Source organism: Enterobacter cloacae complex sp. SYL003 (assembly GCF_049236925.1).
GTDB classification, from domain to species: domain Bacteria; phylum Pseudomonadota; class Gammaproteobacteria; order Enterobacterales; family Enterobacteriaceae; genus Enterobacter; species Enterobacter intestinihominis.
Genome location: NZ_JBMKJK010000070.1, coordinates 1 through 619, shown reverse-complemented (window position 1 = coordinate 619; position 619 = coordinate 1). Strand labels below are relative to the sequence as shown.

Below are 619 nucleotides of genomic sequence, written 5' to 3'. Positions count from 1 at the left end.
GCTACCCCCGGCCAAAAAGGCCGTCATGCGATTTATCTTGGCCGGGTCGTTATTGGCGGGTCTAAATGGCCGCTCCGTGGATCTCATCGCCAGAAATGGCGATGCGAGATCCAGGGCAGGGCGGCCGCCATCGTCAGACCTGGCGATGGTCGACGCCGGCGCGCATCGTCGGATGTGGCGATGCGAGCTCGAGGTCGGTGGCCACCGCCGGCGACCTGGTGCCATCGTCGGCAATGGCGATGCTGCAGCTCGACGTGCGCGGCCTGGTCGTCTCGGCATCGTCGGATGCGGCGATGCTCGAGCGAGGCGAAAAAAAACCGCCTCGGGGTGTCCGAGGCGGCAAGTCTGCATGCGGTTCAGGGAGGAAGAAACCGCGCCGGCGATCAGGGAGGAAAACCGCGCGGCCTGATGTGCAGCTCGGCCACTTTAGCCGGATTTTTCGACTTATCCGATGCGAGCGGCCCGCCGTGGGCGCTGCTCGATCTGCTGTTGCTTTTTCTCGACGTGCTTCTGCTCCTGGTGCTGCTGCTCGTCGCGCGGCACTGTTGCAAAGTTAGCGATGAGGCAGCCTTTTGTCTTATTCAAAGGCCTTACATTTCAAAAACTCTGCTTACCAGGC

At 62.0% G+C, this 619-nt stretch carries 1 protein-coding gene; it reads left to right on the top strand.

Going from position 1 to position 619, the window contains the following annotated elements; all coding sequences use genetic code 11:
* Positions 1–285: 285 nt before the first annotated feature.
* Positions 286–619 (top strand): hypothetical protein (locus ACOT1A_RS24615; protein WP_204902359.1); only part of this gene is annotated, 334 nt, incomplete at its 3' end.